13 protein-coding genes and 1 pseudogene are annotated in these 14,042 nt (G+C 71.6%); 8 read left to right on the plus strand and 6 right to left on the minus strand.

What is annotated here, in order from left to right; all coding sequences use genetic code 11:
* From ABT367_RS36835 to fxsA, 3 genes and pseudogenes are all read left to right on the plus strand, one after another.
* A pseudogene (locus ABT367_RS36835) lies at nt 1–243 on the plus strand (amidohydrolase); the annotation flags it as partial.
* A gap of 513 nt (nt 244–756) precedes the next feature.
* Nucleotides 757–1,524, plus strand: coding sequence for a polyprenol monophosphomannose synthase (locus tag ABT367_RS36840; RefSeq protein WP_434975623.1), 768 nt, complete (start codon nt 757–759; stop codon nt 1,522–1,524).
* 75 nt (nt 1,525–1,599) lie between these two features.
* On the plus strand, nt 1,600–2,205 hold the full coding sequence (fxsA, locus tag ABT367_RS36845; RefSeq protein ID WP_352257733.1) for an FxsA family membrane protein: 606 nt from the start codon (nt 1,600–1,602) through the stop codon (nt 2,203–2,205).
* Between the two features lie 183 nt (nt 2,206–2,388).
* Here fxsA and ABT367_RS36850 read toward each other — a convergent pair whose 3' ends face one another.
* The 4 genes from ABT367_RS36850 to ABT367_RS36865 form a co-directional block, all read right to left on the minus strand.
* A complete protein-coding gene (locus tag ABT367_RS36850; protein WP_165333861.1) occupies nt 2,389–2,763 on the minus strand; it encodes an RNA polymerase-binding protein RbpA in 375 nt (124 codons plus the stop codon).
* Nucleotides 2,764–3,069: 306 nt separating this feature from the next.
* On the minus strand, nt 3,070–4,416 hold the full coding sequence (locus ABT367_RS36855; RefSeq protein WP_352257735.1) for an MFS transporter: 1,347 nt from the start codon (nt 4,414–4,416) through the stop codon (nt 3,070–3,072).
* Between the two features lie 35 nt (nt 4,417–4,451).
* Nucleotides 4,452–5,219, minus strand: a complete 768-nt coding sequence (locus ABT367_RS36860; RefSeq protein ID WP_352257737.1) for a glycerophosphodiester phosphodiesterase — start codon at nt 5,217–5,219, stop codon at nt 4,452–4,454.
* Nucleotides 5,216–5,869, minus strand: coding sequence for a YczE/YyaS/YitT family protein (locus ABT367_RS36865; protein ID WP_352257739.1), 654 nt, complete (start codon nt 5,867–5,869; stop codon nt 5,216–5,218). The genes ABT367_RS36860 and ABT367_RS36865 overlap by 4 nt, the downstream gene beginning before the upstream one ends.
* 148 nt (nt 5,870–6,017) lie before the next feature.
* Between ABT367_RS36865 and ABT367_RS36870 the strand changes: the two genes are divergently transcribed.
* The gene (locus ABT367_RS36870; protein WP_352257741.1) at nt 6,018–7,517 is read left to right on the plus strand and encodes a PLP-dependent aminotransferase family protein; all 1,500 of its coding nucleotides are present in this window, start codon (nt 6,018–6,020) and stop codon (nt 7,515–7,517) included.
* Between the two features lie 3 nt (nt 7,518–7,520).
* Here the strand turns inward: ABT367_RS36870 and ABT367_RS36875 are convergent, their stop codons facing one another.
* Complete coding sequence (locus ABT367_RS36875) at nt 7,521–9,062, minus strand: ATP-binding protein (RefSeq protein ID WP_352257743.1); 1,542 nt, start codon at nt 9,060–9,062, stop codon at nt 7,521–7,523.
* Between the two features lie 48 nt (nt 9,063–9,110).
* On the minus strand, nt 9,111–9,305 hold the full coding sequence (locus ABT367_RS36880) for a hypothetical protein (RefSeq protein WP_030360399.1): 195 nt from the start codon (nt 9,303–9,305) through the stop codon (nt 9,111–9,113).
* Nucleotides 9,306–9,600: 295 nt separating this feature from the next.
* On the opposite strand from ABT367_RS36880, the gene ABT367_RS36885 reads away from it, so the two are divergent.
* From ABT367_RS36885 to ABT367_RS36900, 4 genes are all read left to right on the plus strand, one after another.
* Nucleotides 9,601–9,993: an ankyrin repeat domain-containing protein gene (locus ABT367_RS36885; RefSeq protein ID WP_352257745.1), complete on the plus strand. Its 393-nt coding sequence runs from the start codon at nt 9,601–9,603 to the stop codon at nt 9,991–9,993.
* A gap of 279 nt (nt 9,994–10,272) precedes the next feature.
* Nucleotides 10,273–11,682 (plus strand): HEAT repeat domain-containing protein, encoded by a 1,410-nt coding sequence (locus tag ABT367_RS36890; RefSeq protein ID WP_352257747.1) that lies wholly within the window; start codon nt 10,273–10,275, stop codon nt 11,680–11,682.
* A 96-nt stretch (nt 11,683–11,778) separates the two neighbouring features.
* Nucleotides 11,779–12,906 carry a glycosyltransferase family 4 protein gene (locus ABT367_RS36895; RefSeq protein WP_352257749.1) on the plus strand — a complete coding sequence of 376 codons (1,128 nt, stop codon included), beginning with the start codon at nt 11,779–11,781 and terminating at the stop codon, nt 12,904–12,906.
* On the plus strand, nt 12,903–14,042 hold a 1,140-nt coding region (locus ABT367_RS36900; RefSeq protein ID WP_352257751.1), incomplete at its 3' end, for a glycosyltransferase. The genes ABT367_RS36895 and ABT367_RS36900, both read left to right, overlap by 4 nt.

Below are 14,042 nucleotides of genomic sequence, written 5' to 3' on the forward strand. Positions count from 1 at the left end.
GGCTGGCGGGCCGTCGGCCGGGACGACGCGGGCACCCTGGTGCCGGGCGCGCCCGCCGACTACGCGCTCTGGCAGACCGGCGAGCTGATCGTCCAGGCGCCCGACGACCGCGTCGCCCGCTGGTCCACCGACCCGCGCTCCGGCACACCCGGACTGCCCGACCTCACACCGGGCGCCGCGCTCCCGGTCTGCCTGGAGACCGTGGTGGGCGGCCGCAGGGTCTTCGTACGGCCTAACGAGTGACCGTCCGGAGTGGCGCGACACCGATCGGCGGCCGGCAGGTCACCGCACGAGCCCCGTGATCACGGCGTTGAGCTGGGGCTACCGTGAAACGCCGCAGGTGAAACGTGTGTTGACAGACGGGCGCGTGGGACGGGTAGTTTCGGCCGGGTCCACCACAGGACGTCCGGCGGGGACACCTCCACGCAGTCGTCGAACGCAGCTGGGTCATGGGGGCGGAGTGTCGCACCGGCACACCGCCACTGGGAGCCAGGCCCAGCGTCAGCGCCTCGGGGGCGAACGCAGGTGCCGCCCGGCCGGATTGGTGCGACCCGGGTGGGACCCGGACGCTCAGTAGACAACGGCTTTCGGTCGACCCGCAGCCAGCGGGTCCCAGGTCGGCCCGAAGGGCGCCGGGTCCTGTTCCCGCACCGTTCCCTCTTGCTCCGGCGACACCCCCGCCCCCGTCTCAGCAGGTCGGGTGGCGGGCAGCACTATGGTGGAGCATCCGCTTTTGGAATTAAGGGGCACGCAGTGATGGACGGCGGTCAGCGGGAGTACGGCCCGCTCGGCACCACGTTGGTGATCATTCCGACGTACAACGAGGCCGAGAACGTCAAGCCGATCGTGGCCCGCGTACGCGCCGCGGTGCCCGAGGCGCACATCCTGGTCGCCGACGACAACAGCCCGGACGGCACCGGCAAGCTCGCCGACGAACTGGCCGTCGAGGACGACCACGTCCACGTACTGCACCGCAAGGGCAAGGAGGGCCTCGGCGCCGCGTATCTCGCGGGCTTCCGCTGGGGCATCGACAACGGCTACGGCGTGCTCGTGGAGATGGACGCCGACGGTTCGCACAAGCCCGAGGAGCTGCCCCGGCTGCTGACCGCGCTCAAGGGCGCCGACCTGGTGCTCGGCTCGCGCTGGGTGCCGGGCGGACGGGTGGTCAACTGGCCGAAGTCCCGTGAGTTCATCTCCCGCGGCGGCTCGCTGTACTCGCGGCTGATGCTGGACGTCCCGATCCGCGATGTCACCGGCGGCTTCCGTGCCTTCCGCAAGGAGACCCTCGAGGGTCTCGGTCTGGACGACGTCGCCTCGCAGGGCTACTGCTTCCAGGTCGACCTCGCCCGGCGTGCGGTCAGGTCCGGGTTCCATGTCGTCGAGGTCCCGATCACCTTCGTGGAGCGCGAGCTCGGCGACTCCAAGATGAGCCGCGACATCCTGGTCGAGGCGCTGTGGCGGGTCACCGCCTGGGGCGTCACCGAGCGGACCGGCAAGATCCTGGGACGCGGCAAGTCCCGCTGAGCCCCGCCCGGCCGTACGAGAGCCGTTGATCTCGCCCTTACGCCGTACGGACGCGGCAGACGGCACACTGGAGGCATGACGACGCCTCCGACAGCACGCCCCGCCGGCCGCCCTGCCGGCCGTTCGACGGTGCGCCGGTTTCTGCCGCTCGGGATCGCCGCCTGGCTGGTCCTCGAGATCTGGCTGCTGATGCAGGTCGCCTCGGCGACCAGCGGCTTCGTGGTCTTCCTGCTGCTCCTGGCCGGCGTCGTACTCGGCGCCGTGGTGATCAAGCGGGCCGGCCGCCGGGCCTTCCGCAATCTGACCGAGACCCTGCAGCAGGCCCAGACCGCCGCGGCCGCCGGTGAGCCCGTGACCGCGCCGCAAGGTCAGCAGAGCCGCGGCAACGGACTGACCATGCTCGGCGGACTGCTGCTCATCATGCCCGGGCTGCTGTCCGACGTGATCGGCCTGGTCTGCCTGCTCCCGCCGGTCCGCAAGGCCGTCGCCAAGCGGGCGGAGAAGAGCTTCGAGAAGCGCCTGGCCGAGGCGGGCCCCGGAAGCTTCGAGAGCGCCTTCCAGCAGGCCCGTATCCACCGCCCGGACGGCAAGGTCGTCCAGGGCGAGGTGATCCGCGAGGACGTGCCCGGTGAGCAGCGTCCGCGGCGCGACGACGGGCCGTATCCGCCGATCGGCTCCTGACCCGACAGCTTGTCCGTGCCCGGCCGGGTGCGCGCCCACGGGCGTGCGCCCGGCCGTTCGCGTAGGCGAGCCCTCGCGGGCCTGGATTCCGCAGAGCCCGGACACGCAAAACCGGACCGGGGGCGCAGACACATCACGTGTCCGCGCCCCCGGTCCGGGTGCTGCTTTGTGCGTACCGCCTGGTTATGCCGTCTTACGGCTGTCACGCGGGTGCACGGCGATGTTCATCGCCCCGGAGCGCAGGACGGCCAGGCGCTCGGCCAGGACCTCCTCCAGCTCCTCCCGCGTACGCCGCTCCATGAGCATGTCCCAGTGCGTACGCGCGGGCTTGGCCTTCTTTTCCTCAGGGCCGTCGCCGTCCACCAGGAGTGCCTGGGCCCCGCAGACCTTGCACTCCCACTCCGCAGGGATCTCTGCTTCCACCGAGAACGGCATCTCAAAGCGATGGCCGTTGTCGCATGCGTACTCCACCGCCTGGCGCGGAGCCAGGTCGATGCCGCGGTCGGTCTCGTAGCTGGTCACTACGAGTCGCGTGCCGCGAAGAGCTCGCTCACTCATGAATCGTGCCTCCCGGGCTTGTCGCCCACAGGACAGGTGTCGCTGTCGTCGTCATCCGGTCAACGTCCGGTCGGCGGTAAAGATTCCCGTTCCGGGTCACGCGTCGCCGTCTTGGCCGCCCCTTGTTGTACCCACCCTCGCCCGGTTTGTCACATCTGGCAGGAGATGTCACCCAACGCTTGAGTTTCTTTAGCGTGAAGGAACGGTACGCCTGGCAGGCCAAAGGCGTACACTACCGGCCTTTGTCACCCGGTGTTAAATCCGCCCCCCGCTTTCCGGGCTACTCCTGGGCTTTTTTCCGTTCCTTTAGGTCCGCTCGGGCACCGGATTACCCGCGGCCTCGATCGCGCGGCGCACCGGAACGCGCGCCAGGAGCAGGAACCCGAGCGCGAAGAAGACCACCAGCGAGACGATCGCGTCCCGGTAGCTGCCCGTCGCCTGATAGGTCAGACCGAAGATCAGCGGACCGAGCCAGCTGACGCCGCGGTCGCTCAATTCGTACGCCGAGAAGTACTCGGCCTCCTTGCCCCGTGGCACCAGATGCGAGAACAGAGACCTGGACAGGGCCTGAGTACCCCCGAGAACCAGGCCGATGCCGGCCGCGAGGACGAAGAACCAGGCGGGTGCGCCGGCCGGCAGGAAGTACCCCGCGCCGATGATGAGGGTCCAGGCGACCAGGGAAGCGAGAATCGTCCGCTTGGCCCCGTACACACGAGCCAGACGGCCCATGCCCAAAGCACCGGCCACCGCGAGCAGCTGCACCAGGAGCACCGCGACGATCAGGGTGGACTGGCCGAGCTCCAGCTCCTTCGAGCCGTAGACCGAGGCCTGGGAGATCACCGTCTGGACGCCGTCGTTGTAGACGAGATACGCGAGCAGGAAGGCGAGCGTCAGGGGGTGGCGGCGCATGTCGCGCAAAGTGGCGCGCAGTTGGCGCCAGCCGCCCGGTGCCGCCTCCCGCTCGGCCGGATCCCGGCGCCGGTCGCGCAGCCTGCTGAGCGGTACGAGCGTGAATGCGCCCCACCACACGCCCGCCGAGGCCAGGCAGATCCGTACGGCGGTCGCCTCCGAGACGCCGAAGGAGTCATGCGCCGTGAACAGGATCAGGTTGAGCACCAGGACCAGCGCGCCGGAGGCATAGCCGAAGGCCCAGCCGCGGGAGGAGACGGCGTCGCGCTCCTCGGGAGTGGAGATCTGCGGCAGATACGCGTTGTACAGCGACATCGATACGGCGAGCGAGGCGTTGGCGACGACGAGGAGCAGTCCGCCGAGCAGATAGCGGTCGCCGTCGAGGAAGAACATGGCCGCCGTGGCCGTCGCGCCCAGATAGGCGGCCGCCGCGAGGAAGGGCTTCTTGCGTCCGGTGCGGTCGGCGGCCGCACCGACCAGGGGCATCGCCAGGGCCGCCAGGATGATCGAGGCCGATACCGAGTACGGGAAGAAGGCGCCGGCCCGCACCGGGATGCCGAAGGGGTGGACGAAACCGTCCGCGTCCGCCGCGGACTCCGCGAGCTCCGTCAGATAGGGACCGAGGAACACCGTCAGGACGCTGGTCGAGTAGACCGAGCACGCCCAGTCGTAGACGTACCAGCCGTGCTGTTCCCGCCGGCGCCGTACGCCGTCGCTTTGTTCCGTGACGGTGTCCGCGCCCACCGCGCCCCCTCGTGCTTGCCTGCCGAGGGTCGCGCTCAGGCCCAGGCCCCGCGCTCCTTGAGCACCTCGGTCAGTGTCCCCGTGTGATCGGTCATGATGCCATCCACTCCCAGGTCCAGGAGTCGCTCCATGCGTGCCCGGTCGTTCACGGTCCATACGTGGACCTGCAGGCCGAGTGCGTGGGCGGTGCGGACGAATCGGTGGTCGACCACGCGGATCCCGGACTGGGTCTCGGGGACCTGGGCGGCCACGGCCGAGCGGCGCAGACGGGAGGGAAGGCCCAGGGAGCGCAGCCGCAGCGCGAGCACCCCGTTGACGCCGAGCGAGGTGGCGAGCGCGGGTCCGCCGAGGAGCTGCGCCCGGGCGACCCGTGCCTCGGAGAAGGAGCCGACGCAGATCCGGTCCCAGGTGTTCGTGCGCCGGATGAGATCGATCAGCGGTACGAGCGCGGGCTCGGCCTTCACGTCCACGTTCCAGCGCGCGTCTGGAAAGGCTTCGAGGAGGTCCTCGAAGAGCGGGACCGGCTCGGAACCCGCCACCCGCGCCTTGCGCACCTCGGACCAGCGCAGATCGGAGATCCGGCCGGCGGTGTCCGTGACCCGGTCGAGGGTGGCGTCGTGGAAGGCGACGAGCCGGCCGTCGGCCGTGGCGTGCACATCCGTTTCGAGATACCGGTAGCCGGAAGCGACCGCGCTGCGGAACGCGGACTCGGTGTTCTCCAGACCGTCCGCCGCCCCGCCCCGGTGGGCGAAGGCGAGCGGTACGGCTGCGTCGAGGTACGGGTGGCGTACGGGGCTGGTCACCGTCGCAGTATCGCGCGCCTGCGTGGCGCCGCGGCGACCACCCGGCTGCCGGGTTCCAGACCCGGGATGGCGAAGAAGCGCAGGAAGAACTGGGCGAGCGGGCCGATCGCCAGGGCGTACGCGACCGTGCCGATGCCGACCGTGCCGCCGAGCAGGAAGCCGGTGGCGACCACGGCGATCTCGATGCAGGTGCGGGCGAGCCGGATCGACCACCCCGTCGCCTGGTTGAGGCCGGTCATCAGGCCGTCGCGCGGGCCGGGGCCGAAGCGGGCCGAGATGTAGAGGCCGGTGGCCACGCCGTTGAGGACGATGCCGCCGAGCAGGGCGAGTACACGCAGCGTCCACCCCTCGGCGTCCGGTACGAGAGCGAGCGTGCCGTCCATGGCGAACCCGACCACGAAGACGTTGGACACCGTGCCCAGCCCGGGTCGCTGCTTCAGCGGGATCCACAGCAGGAGCACCAGTGCGCCGACGATGATCGATACGACGCCGATGGTCAGACCGGTCTTCTCGGCGAGGCCCTGGTGCAGCACGTTCCACGGTTCGAGGCCCAGGCCGGAGCGCAGCAGAAGCGCCGAGCTGGCGCCGTACAGGGTGAGACCCGCGTAGAGCTGAACGAGGCGGCGGGTCAGATGGGTGCCGCGCTGCAAGGTGTCCCCCTCGGTGTCCGTGTGGCTACTGGCCTTCTAGTGGCCTGCACCCCGAGGGGCTGTGGCCTTAACAGGCTGACACATGACACTCTGTGGCTTGCCAAGAGAAGGCCGATAGGGCCAATTCGGGGAAGGTGGACTGGGTTTTATGGCGCAGTGGACTTCGGCGGTGGGCGCCACGCAGCTCGCCCGCCTCATCACCTCGCAGCAGGCGCGCCCGGCCGGCCCAGGCACCCGCCGTCCGCCCGCCTATCGGGCGCTCGCGGACGGCGTACGGACCCTCGTACTCGAAGGGCGGGTGCCCGTCGCCGCGCGGCTGCCCGCCGAGCGGGAACTGGCCCAGTCGCTCAATGTCAGCCGTACGACCGTGGCCGCCGCGTACGAGGCGCTGCGCAGCGAAGGCTTCCTCGAGTCCCGCAGGGGAGCGGGCAGTTGGACCGCCGTACCGGCCGGGAATCCGCTGCCCGCGCGCGGTCTCGAACCGCTGCCGCCCGAGGCGCTCGGCTCGATGATCGACCTGGGCTGCGCCGCGCTGCCGGCTCCCGAGCCGTGGCTCACGCGGGCGGTCCAGGGCGCGCTCGAGGAGCTTCCGCCGTACGCCCATACGCACGGCGACTACCCGGCGGGCCTGCCGGCGCTGCGGCAGATGATCGCGGACCGGTACACCGAGCGCGGCATCCCGACCATGCCCGAGCAGATCATGGTCACCACCGGCGCGATGGGCGCGATCGACGCCATCTGCCATCTCTTCGCGGGCCGCGGCGAGAGGATCGCCGTCGAGTCGCCCTCGTACGCGAACATCCTGCAGCTGATGCGCGAGGCCGGCGCACGTCTGGTGCCGATCGCCATGGGGGAGGGGCTCAGCGGCTGGGACGTGGAGCGCTGGCGCCAGGTGCTGCGGGAGTCCGCGCCCCGGCTCGCGTACGTGGTGGCCGACTTCCACAATCCGACGGGCGCGCTGCCGGACGACGATCAGCGGCGTGCCCTGGTCGACGCCGCACGCTCCGCCGGGACCGTGCTCGTCGTCGACGAGACGATGAGCGAGCTGTGGCTCGAGCCCGGTTTCGAGATGCCGCGTCCGGTCTGCTCCTTCGACCCGGCGGGCTCGTCCGTGATCACGGTCGGCTCGGCGAGCAAGGCGTTCTGGGCCGGGATGCGGATCGGCTGGGTGCGCGCGGCCCCCGACGTCATCCGGAGCCTGGTCGCGGCCCGCGCGTACGCCGATCTCGGTACGCCGGTGGTGGAGCAGCTTGCCGTCAACTGGCTGATGAGCACCGGGGGTTGGCAGGAGGCTGTGGCGATCCGACGTACCCAGGCGCTGGAGAACCGGGACGCCCTTGTGGCAGCGGTCCGGCGCGAGCTGCCCGACTGGGAGTTCGAGGTGCCGAAGGGCGGTCTGACGCTCTGGGTGCGCGCCGGCGGTCTGTCGGGCTCGCGCCTGGCCGAGGTCGGGGAGCGGGTCGGTGTGCGGGTGCCCTCGGGGCCGCGGTTCGGTGTGGACGGGGCGTTCGAGGGCTTCGTGCGGCTGCCGTTCACCGTGGGCGGCGCGCTGGCGGACGAGGCCGCCGTGCGCCTTGCCGCCGCGGCCCGGCTCGTCGAGGGCGGAGCCGGGGGCAGCGCGCAGCAGCCGCACACGTTCGTGGCGTAGCGCTCAGACGTTGGACGGGCTGAGCGTGTCGTCCTCCGTGGCGACGCGCTCCGGCAGCAGGTCGAGCACCGCGCGCCGCTGGGTGTCGCTGGTCGCGTCGTCGTACGGGTCCGGGGTGGCCGGGACCTGGAGGCGGTGCACCGGGCCCGTGCCCATCCGGGCGTAGCCGCGCCCGGCCGGGACGTCCGGGGTGGGCGTGGTGTGCGGGGAGGTGCCGAGCACCGCCTCGATCTGCTCGGCCGGCGCCGCGCCGAGCACCACGCGGGCGCGGGTGTGCTGGCGTACGGGATCGCTCAGCGCATCCATGGTGTCGAACTGATCGGCCACGACCACCGTGACGTTGGCCGCGCGGCCGTGCCGCAGCGGGACCTGGAGCAGCCCTTGCGGGTCGTCGCGGCCGTCCGCCGCGGCCAGGTGTCCGAGCACGCTGGGGCGGTCGAGCAGGATCCAGAGCGGGCGGCGGGTGTCGTCGGGCGCCGGGTGGCCGGCCTGGCGGGCACGATTCGCGGCGATCAGCCGGCGCTCCGTCTCATGGGCGGCCCACTCCAGGCAGGCAGCCGCGCCCGCGAGCCCGCACTCGACGCCGAGGACGCCCCGGCGTCCGGTGAGGCAGGCGTACTCGCCCGTGCCGCTGCCCTCGACGATGAGGACGTCGCCGTACTGGAGGGCCTGCAGCGCGAGGGAGCGCATCAGGGTCGTGGTGCCGCTGCCGGGCTGGCCGACGATCAGCAGATGGGGTTCGGTCGAGCGGGGCCCCGTGCGCCAGATCACCGGCGGTACGTCGCGCTGCTCGCCGCCGTCGAGGACGGGGAGTGTGCGCTGGACGGCGGTCTCGTCCGTGAAGCCGAGAACCGTCTCGCCGGGGGTGGTCACGAAGCGCTGGGCTGCGATGTCCGTGGGCAGCGGCGGCAGCACATGGACCGTGAGCTCGTTGCCCTCTTCGTCCCACTCGAAGTGGTACTCGCGGCCGCGGCCCGACTTCGCGTGCAGTACCTGCTCGATGCGGGCCCGGGACGAGGCCTCGCCATCGGTGAAGTACGCGGGGTAGCGCAGGGCGAGCCGGCTGATGCGGCCGTTCTCGTCGAACTCATGGGCCGTGAACGCCTTGTCCCACTCGCCGCCGTGCGAGTAGAGCGGGCTCGGGTCCTCGGGGACCGAGAAATACGGGACCAGCGCCTCGTAGAGCGTGTGCAGGCGCTGGAGCTGGTTCTCGTCGGGGCCGGTCTGGACCGGGGTGCGGTCGCGGCCGGTCCATGCGGCCGCCGCCATCAGCGAGATCAGGGCGAGCAGCGGTCCGTACGGGACGAGGACCACGACGAGGAGACAGGACGCCACCAGGAACAGGACGGGTCCGCGGCGGTCCTTGGGGGTCTCGGTCCATTTGCGCCGCCCTGCGGAAGCGAGGCGGCGCAGTCCCCGAGTGATGGTGATCAACGGATGGAGCACGTCCGTGGCGCTGTCGGCTGCCGTCCTGGCCATCTCCCGGCTTCGCGTGAGGGACGCGGAACCGGTGGTCAGAATGCGCGGGAGTGGTCGCCTGGCCACGTCGTACTCCTGAAGTTGTGATCCGTTGGTTGAGCGCGCGAGGCGCCGTCAGAACTTGATGCCGCCGAGGAGGCTGGCCAGGCTCGCTCCGCCGGCCTTGATGCTCGGGGCGATGGCGGTGCCCGCGAGATAGAAGCCGAAGAGCGCGCAGACCAGCGCGTGGGACGCCTTGAGGCCGTCCTTGCGGAAGAAAAGGAAGACGATGACGCCGAGCAGCACTACACCCGAGATGGACAAAATCATGAGAGTTCTCCTGGTCGAGGGGACAGTCACCATGAGTTCTTCCAGGCTCACAGCATGTATCCATACGACAAAAGGTGCAACTGGGTGAAATTCCGCTAATTTCCCTCGTATGGGTGCATGCCGCTGAGCCGGCCGGGCGGGCGTCGGGCCGCAAGGAGACCCGAGGTGATCTTTGCCTCGGGCGGGGGCGCTCATGTGCCGTGACGGGCAGTACGCTGTCGATTCACTCGTACGGCCGACGTGGTCGTACGCAGGGGTTTTCTCCCCACCGATCACTCAGCGAAAGGTCTGGCCGATGACGGAAGCACCCGATCCGGAGGTCGTGGAGCTCGCCACGAAGATCTTCGATCTGGCGCGCCAGGGCGAGACCGAGACCCTTGCCGCCTATGTGGACGCCGGTGTCCCGGTGAATCTCACCAACGACCGCGGCGACTCCCTGGTCATGCTGGCCGCCTATCACGGGCATGCCGCCGCGGTGCGCGCCCTGCTCGAGCGTGGCGCGGATGCGGACCGGGCGAACGACCGGGGGCAGACGCCGCTGGCGGGCGCCGTGTTCAAGGGCGAGGACGACGTGATCAAGGTGCTGCTCGACGGGGGCGCCGATCCGGCCGCGGGGACGCCGTCGGCGGTGGACACGGCGCGGATGTTCGGCAAGGCCGACCTGCTCGAGTTGTTCGGCGCCGGGTAATACCGGGCTGCACGGGGGTATGCGGGGGGTCAGCGGAAATCTGGTCGACCCAGCCGATGGGCTGGGCCATCATGACGTCGTGATGCACGGACACGATTGCTGGGCAGATGACTCAGCACGCGGACCGTGACCGGCCCATCCCCGGGCCGCCGACCGAGAGGCAGAGGAAGATGGCTTTCAGCAAGCAGATGACGACGGCCAGCCGCACGTGTTGTTGCGCCGGCAGGTAGTGCACGGACACCCCCTGTTGCGTCGACAGCTTGATGTGAGGCTCCTTCCATGTTCGACACGGTCATAGCGCCCAGCGGCACGCTGCTCGGCCTCCTCCAGCGAGGCCGCGGCGACGGCACGCTGCACGCGCTCACAGCCCCCCGCGAGGAAGCGCTCGCGGCCCTGAACCACTGCGTGCTGAGCGACCCCCGCCACGACTGGCAGGTCGAGAACCGCTCGCTCTACTACGCGCGGCTCTACCTGGACCTGAACGGGTCGCTCGAGCAGATCGCGCAGCACCTGTTCTGCGCCGAGGACGTGCTCGACTCCGACGAGACCCGTACCGGCCTCGCCCTCTCCGTGCTCGGCCATCTCGCCTCGTACGGGCGTGACGACGCGCTCATGCTGCTGCGCCGCTATGCCGCCGAGGGCTCGAACTGGGCCTGGGCACTGGACGAACTCGCGCTGCGCGACGACGACTCGGGCCTGCGCACCCTGGCCGAACCCGTGCTCGCCCGCTTCCCGCGGACCGCGGAAGGGGACACCGAGCTGTCGGCCGCCGTGCGCGACGCCTTCGAGCCGAGGCCCTGGCGGCTGTGGGCCGAGGATCCGCGCGAGTTCATCGGGGCCCGGGTGCGCGCCGCCGGGGAGCGCGGCTCCTTCGACCAGTGGCAACGGCAGATGAGGCCGGCCGGTCCACGACCGGGCTGGAGCGTCGCCGCCGTGTTCGCCTGGGCCGAGGAGGCCATGGAGCGGGGCGCCGGACGCCATGTGCCGGCCGCCCGGTGCCTGACCGCCGTGGCCGGGCCCGAGGATCTGCCCGAGATCATTTCCGCGGCGCGATCAGGGTCCGACGGGGCCCGCAGCACAGCGTTGCGCTACCTCGCCGACGCGCAGGACCCCGTCGTGCTCGATCTGGTCGAGGCCGCACTGATCGACGGTTCGCAGACCGTGATCGAGGCCGCCGTCGACGCGTTCGAGCGGATGACCGATGACAACGCCCTTGAGCGCGCCCGCCGTTGGGCCGAGCGGCCCGATGCGCTCGGGGCCGCCGCCGGACGGGTGCTCGCCTGCAGGGGCGGCGCCCAGGACGCCTCGCTTGTGCTCGGTGCGCTGCGTGAGGCGGTGCGGTCCGAAGGGGCCGACGGGCCGACCCTGTGGACCCTGGTGGACGGCACCGGACGGCTCGGCATCGCGTGTGCCGCGCCGGTGCTGCGCCATATCTATCGCGAGACCGCCTCCTCCCATCTGCGGGGGCGCGCCGCCGATGCGCTCGCCGCCACCGATCCCTCCTTCGCCGCGGGCTTCGCGGTGGAGTGCCTGTGGGACTGCGAGGAGACCACGCGGGAGCTCGCCGCACGGCGGGCCGAGACCGCCGACAGCCGTGTCGTGGAGCAGTTGCGCCGGCTCGCCGCCGATCCGGCGGAGGAGACCGAGATGCAGACCGTGGTGCGCAGTCGGATCGGGCCCGACGCCTAGGGAGCCGGGCAGGCGGCGGGGAACGCTAACGGGACGTTCCCCTGCCCGAAAGATCCACGTTGACGCGGCAACGCCGCGGGCGACGACAACACCGGTATGCGTGTAGTCATCGTCACCGAATCCTTTCCCCCCGACGTCAACGGCGTGGCCCACTGCGCGGTGCAGACCGCGCTCCATCTTGTACGGCGCGGTCATGAACCTCTGGTCGTCGCCCCCGCCACCGCCCACGGGCCACCCGCCGCCGAGTCCGACGGGCCTTGCCCCGTCGTGCGCGTCCCCTCCGTGCCGCTGCCCGGCTACCCGCAGGTCAGAGTGGCCCTGCCGAGCCGGCGCATCGCCGCGGCGCTGAGCTCCCACCGGGCCGAACTGGTCCATCTGGCCAGCCCGTTCGTGCTCGGAGTGCGCGCCATGGCGGCCGCGTCCCGGCTCGGCATTCCCGCCGTCGCCGTCTACCAGACCGATCTGGCCGGCTATGCCCGTACGTACGTGGGCGCGGGTGAAGCCGCCGCGTGGCGGCGTATCCGGGCCGTGCACAAGGCGGCCGACCGGACCCTGGCGCCGTCCGGTGCGGCGATGCGGGACCTGGCCGCGCAGGGGGTGCCGAGGGTCGCCCTGTGGCCGCGCGGTGTGGACACCGCACGGTTCGATCCGGCGCTGCGGGACGAGGAGTTGCGCCGCAGGTACGCACCGAACGGCGAACTGGTCGTGGGCTACGTGGGGCGGCTCGCACCGGAGAAGCAGGTCGAACTGCTCGCCGGCGTCTGCCGGATGGACGGCGTGAGCGTCCTGGTCACCGGTGACGGGCCCAGCGAGCACAGACTGCGGGACATGCTGCCCGGCGCGCACTTCCTCGGCAGGCGTACAGGCGGTGAACTCGCCCGGATCTTCGCCTCGTTGGACCTCTTCGTGCACACCGGGCCGTTCGAGACCTTCTGCCAGACCGTGCAGGAGGCCATGGCCAGCGGAGTGCCGGTGATCGCCCCCGCGGTGGGCGGCCCGCTCGACCTGGTGGCGCACGGCCGCAGCGGGCTTCTGGTGCCGGCAGGCGACCCGGCCGCGTTCCGGGACGCGGTGTGGTCCCTTGCGGCGGATCCCGAACGGCGGGCCGCGTACGGGCGGGCCGGACGGGACATGGTGCGCGAGCGCACCTGGGAGGCGGTCGGCGATCAGCTGCTCGGCCACTATGCCGAGGTGCTGCGGGCGCGAACGGCGGTGGCCGCATGAGCGCGACGACCGGCCTGCGGATCGTGCGCATGGCGAACTTCGTGGCACCTGCTTCGGGCGGACTGCGTACCGCGCTACGGGAGTTGGGCGCCGGGTATCTGGCCGCGGGGCATGAACCCGTCCTCATCGTGCCCGGGGAAAGGTACGCGGACCGGATGACCCGGCAGGGGCGGGTGATCACCGTGCCCGGGCCGACGCTGCCCGGAACAGGCGGCTATCGCGTCCTGACCGACCGGCGCGGCCTCACCGGACTTCTGGAGCGGGTGGCGCCCGACCGCCTCGAGGTGTGTGACCGCACCACTTTGCGCTGGACCGGCGAGTGGGCACGGCGCGCCCGCGTCCCTGCGGTGATGGTCTCGCACGAGACCGCCGACGGGGTGCTGCGGACCTGGGGACTGCCCGGGCCCACCGCCCGGCGGGCCGCGGACCGGCTCAACCGCCGCAGTGCACACGCCTATTCACGGGTGGTGTGCACCACCGAATGGGCCGAGCGCGAGTTCGTGCGGATCCGGGCGCGCAATGTCGTCCGGGCGCCGCTCGGTGTGGATCTGGCCCGGTGCCGGCCCGGGCTGCGGGACCCGGCACAGCGGGCGCGATACGCGGGCGAGAGCGAGGTCCTCCTCGCCCTGTGCTCGCGGCTGTCGGTGGAGAAGCGGCCGGGGACGGCGATCGATGCGATACGGGTGCTGCGCGAGCGGGGCGTGCGCGTACGGCTGGTGGTGGCCGGGGACGGGCCGCTGAGGGCGCGCCTCGAACGGCGGGCGCGGGCGCTGCCGGTGACGTTCCTCGGGCATGTCGCGGACCGGGGGCGACTGGCCGCACTGCAAGCCGCAGCCGATGTGTGTCTGGCGCCCGGTCCTGCCGAGACCTTCGGGCTCGCCGCGCTCGAAGCGCTGGCCTGCGGGACGCCGGTGGTGGCGAGTGCTTCGTCCGCGCTGCCGGAGGTGCTGGGGTCGGCGGGTGCTGTGGCCTTCGACGACGGGGAGTCGTTCGCGGACGCGGTCCGGCTGCTGCTCGGGCGGCCCGAGCGGCTGCGGCGCGGTGCGGCTCGTGCGCGGGCCGAGTGCTTCGGGTGGGCCCCGGCGGGAGCCGACGCATCATGCGCCGCCAGAAAGGCGGCCACCGCCCGGTCCCAC

Source organism: Streptomyces mesophilus (assembly GCF_040300965.1).
In the GTDB taxonomy this organism is placed as follows: Bacteria; Actinomycetota; Actinomycetes; order Streptomycetales; family Streptomycetaceae; genus Streptomyces; species Streptomyces mesophilus_A.

Coding starts and splice junctions, on each gene's coding strand:
- ABT367_RS36840 (WP_434975623.1), top strand. CDS start 757: ATGGACGGCGGTCAGCGGGAGTACGGCCCGCTCGGCACCACGTTGGTG.
- ABT367_RS36850 (WP_165333861.1), bottom strand. CDS start 2,763: ATGAGTGAGCGAGCTCTTCGCGGCACGCGACTCGTAGTGACCAGCTAC.
- fxsA (WP_352257733.1), top strand. CDS start 1,600: ATGACGACGCCTCCGACAGCACGCCCCGCCGGCCGCCCTGCCGGCCGT.
- ABT367_RS36880 (WP_030360399.1), bottom strand. CDS start 9,305: ATGATTTTGTCCATCTCGGGTGTAGTGCTGCTCGGCGTCATCGTCTTC.
- ABT367_RS36895 (WP_352257749.1), top strand. CDS start 11,779: ATGCGTGTAGTCATCGTCACCGAATCCTTTCCCCCCGACGTCAACGGC.
- ABT367_RS36890 (WP_352257747.1), top strand. CDS start 10,273: ATGTTCGACACGGTCATAGCGCCCAGCGGCACGCTGCTCGGCCTCCTC.
- ABT367_RS36870 (WP_352257741.1), top strand. CDS start 6,018: ATGGCGCAGTGGACTTCGGCGGTGGGCGCCACGCAGCTCGCCCGCCTC.
- ABT367_RS36885 (WP_352257745.1), top strand. CDS start 9,601: ATGACGGAAGCACCCGATCCGGAGGTCGTGGAGCTCGCCACGAAGATC.